Source organism: Thermosipho japonicus (assembly GCF_014201655.1).
GTDB classification, from domain to species: Bacteria; Thermotogota; Thermotogae; order Thermotogales; family Fervidobacteriaceae; genus Thermosipho; species Thermosipho japonicus.
On record NZ_JACHEX010000009.1, the window covers coordinates 1,848 to 5,049 of the forward strand.

General features: G+C 58.2%; 2 rRNA genes. Both read left to right on the forward strand.

Going from position 1 to position 3,202, the window contains the following annotated elements:
- Positions 1 to 36: 36 nt before the first annotated feature.
- Positions 37 to 2,986 (forward strand): 23S ribosomal RNA (locus tag HNP65_RS09670).
- Positions 2,987 to 3,026: 40 nt separating this feature from the next.
- Positions 3,027 to 3,143, forward strand: a 5S ribosomal RNA gene (gene rrf / locus HNP65_RS09675).
- Positions 3,144 to 3,202 lie beyond the last annotated feature (59 nt).

Sequence of the window (3,202 nt, forward strand, 5' to 3'; positions counted from 1 at the left end):
AAGGGTCATTGAAAAATGCATAGGGTAAGAGATAGAGGTGAAGGTGATAAGGGCACGCAGTGGATGCCTAGGCGGCAGGAGGCGAAGAAGGGCGTGGCAAGCTGCGAAAAGCCCGGGGGAGCTGCAAGCGAGCGATGATCCCGGGATACCCGAATGGGGCAACCTGGGTAGCCGTTGAGGCTACTCACCCGCGAGGGGGCGAACCGGGGGAAGTGAAACATCTCAGTACCCCGAGGAAAAGAAATCAAACGAGATTCCCTGAGTAGAGGCGATCGAAAGGGGAGGAGCCTAAACCAACGTGATAACACGTTGGGGTAGTGGGACAAGTCCGGGCGTAAGCCGGGGAGTGAGAAATCCTTACTCTAGCCGAATGGTCTGGGAAGGCCAACCGGAGAGGGTGAAAGTCCCGTAGGCGAAAGGGTAAGGACTCCCTGGGGCTTGATCCCGAGTACCACGGGGCACGAGGAATCCCGTGGGAATCAGGGGGGACCACCCTCCAAGGCTAAATACTCCCTGCCGACCGATAGCGCAACCAGTACCGTGAGGGAAAGGTGAAAAGCACCCCGGAAGGGGAGTGAAAGAGACCTGAAACTGCGTGCCTACAAGAAGTCGGAGCCTGCGGAAGCGGGTGACGGCGTGCCTTTTGATTAATGAGCCTGGGAGTTGTCGTATCTGGCGAGGTTAAGCCGGTAGAGGTGGAGCCGAAGCGAAAGCGAGTCCGAAGAGGGCGAGTAGTCAGGTACGACAGGCCCGAAGCCGGGTGAGCTACCCATGGCCAGGGTGAAGGTAGGGTAAAACCTACTGGAGGCCCGAACCGGTGGATCGTGAGACATCCTCGGATGAGCTGTGGGTAGGAGTGAAAAGCTAACCGAACCCGGTGATAGCTGGTTCTCCCCGAAATGCATTTAGGTGCAGCCTCGAGAGGTCTGTACTGGGGGTAGAGCACTGATAGGGCTAGGGGGGCGACCTCCAACCCCTGTCAAACTCCGAATCCCAGTACACAAATCTCGGGAGTGAGCCTGTGGGGGATAAGCTCCACAGACGAGAGGGGAACAACCCAGACCGTCGGCTAAGGGCCCGGAGAGATGGCTAAGTGTGGAAGGATGTTGTGCGTCTTAGACAACCGGGATGTTGGCTTAGAAGCAGCCATCATTTAAAGAGTGCGTAACAGCTCACCGGTCGAGACGCACAGCGCCGAAAATGTAACGGGGCTGAAGCCATCCCCCGAAGCCGCGGATCAGCCGTAAGGCTGGTGGTAGGGGAGCGTTCCGCGGTAGGGTGAAGGCAGACTCGAGAGAGCTGCTGGACGAAGCGGAAGTGAGAATCCAGGCATGAGTAAGCGAGAGGAGAGTGAGAATCTCTCCCCCCGAAAGCCTAAGGGTACCTGGGGAAGGGTCGTCCGCCCAGGGTTAGTCGGGACCTAAGGTGAACCCGAGAGGGGTAGCCGATGGGAAACCGGTTAATATTCCGGTACCACCTGTATATCTACAGTATGGGGGGTGACGCAGGAGGGTAGGCACCGAGGTCAAGTGGCAAGGCCTTCCAAGCGGTTAGGCGAAGAGGCTGGTAGGCAAATCCGCCAGCTGAGCTGAGCCGTGAAGGGGAGGACCGAATGGTCCAACGGAGCTGATCCCACACTGCCGAGAAAAACCTCGCATACTGATATACAGGTGCCCGTTCCGCAAACCGACACAGGTAGGCGGGCTGAGAAAGCTAAGGGGAGCGGGATAACCCTTGCCAAGGAACTCGGCAAATTGACCCCGTAACTTCGGGAGAAGGGGTGCCGCGGTAGGTTGAACCCAGGGGAAAGGGCAACCTGGAAACTGGGGGAGGCCGAGGCGGTTGCAGTGACAAGGCCCTGGCGACTGTTTACCAAAAACACAGGTCTCTGCGAACTCGTAAGAGGAAGTATAGGGACTGACGCCTGCCCAGTGCCGGAAGGTTAAGGGGAGGTGTGAAAGCACCGAACCGAAGCCCCGGTAAACGGCGGCCGTAACTATAACGGTCCTAAGGTAGCGAAATTCCTTGTCGGGTAAGTTCCGACCTGCATGAATGGCGTAACGACTGGGGCACTGTCTCGGCAGGGGACCCGGCGAAATTTCAATCTGGGTGAAGATGCCCAGTACCCGCAGCTAGACGGAAAGACCCCGTGGAGCTTTACTGCAGCCTGGTATTGGGCTTTGGTGCATCGTGTACAGGATAGGTGGGAGGCGAAGAACCCGGCTCGCCAGGGTCGGGGGAGCCGTCGGTGGGATACCACCCTCGGTGTACCGGAGTTCTAACCTTAGACTGTGAAGAGCAGTCGAGGGACAGTGCCAGGTGGGTAGTTTGACTGGGGCGGTCGCCTCCTAAAGAGTAACGGAGGCGCGCAAAGCTCGGCTCAGGTGGGTTGGAAATCCACCGAAGAGTGCAAGGGCATAAGCCGGGCTGACTGCGAGACCGACGGGTCGAGCAGAGGGGAAACCCGGTCCTAGTGACCCGGCGACTCCGAGTGGAAGGGTCGTCGATCAACGGACAAAAGTTACCCCGGGGATAACAGGCTAGTCTTGCCCGAGAGTTCACATCGACGGCAAGGATCGGCACCTCGATGTCGGCTCATCCCATCCTGGGGCTGAAGCAGGTCCCAAGGGTTAGGCTGTTCGCCTATTAAAGGGGTACGTGAGCTGGGTTCAGACCGTCGTGAGACAGGTCGGTCCCTATCTGCTGCGGGCGTAGGAGGTTTGAGGGGGCTCGCCCATTGTACGAGAGGACCTGGGTGAGGGAGCCTCTGGTGTACCGGCTGTCCTGCCAAGGGCATACGCCGGGTAGCTACGCTCCTAAGTGATAACCGCTGAAAGCATCTAAGCGGGAAACACGCCCCAAGATGAGACCTCCCATCCCGGTAAGGGAGTAAGGCCGGTTCGAGAAGAGGACCTTGATAGGCCGGTGGTAGAAGCGCAGCAATGCGTGAAGCCAACCGGTACTAATCGGCCGAGGCCTTCACCTCTATCAAAAGACCCTATGCATTTTTGAGTGACCCAGTTTTCCCGGGTGCCGATACCAAGGCGGGAACCACCCGGTCCCATCCCGAACCCGGCCGTTAAGCCGCCTTGGGCCGATGGTAGTAAGGGGTTCGCCCCTTGCGAGAGTAGGTAGTGCCCGGGGTTTGTTATGTTAATACTTCTTACTTGAACCTCTCCATCTGCGGAGAGGTTTTTTGTTT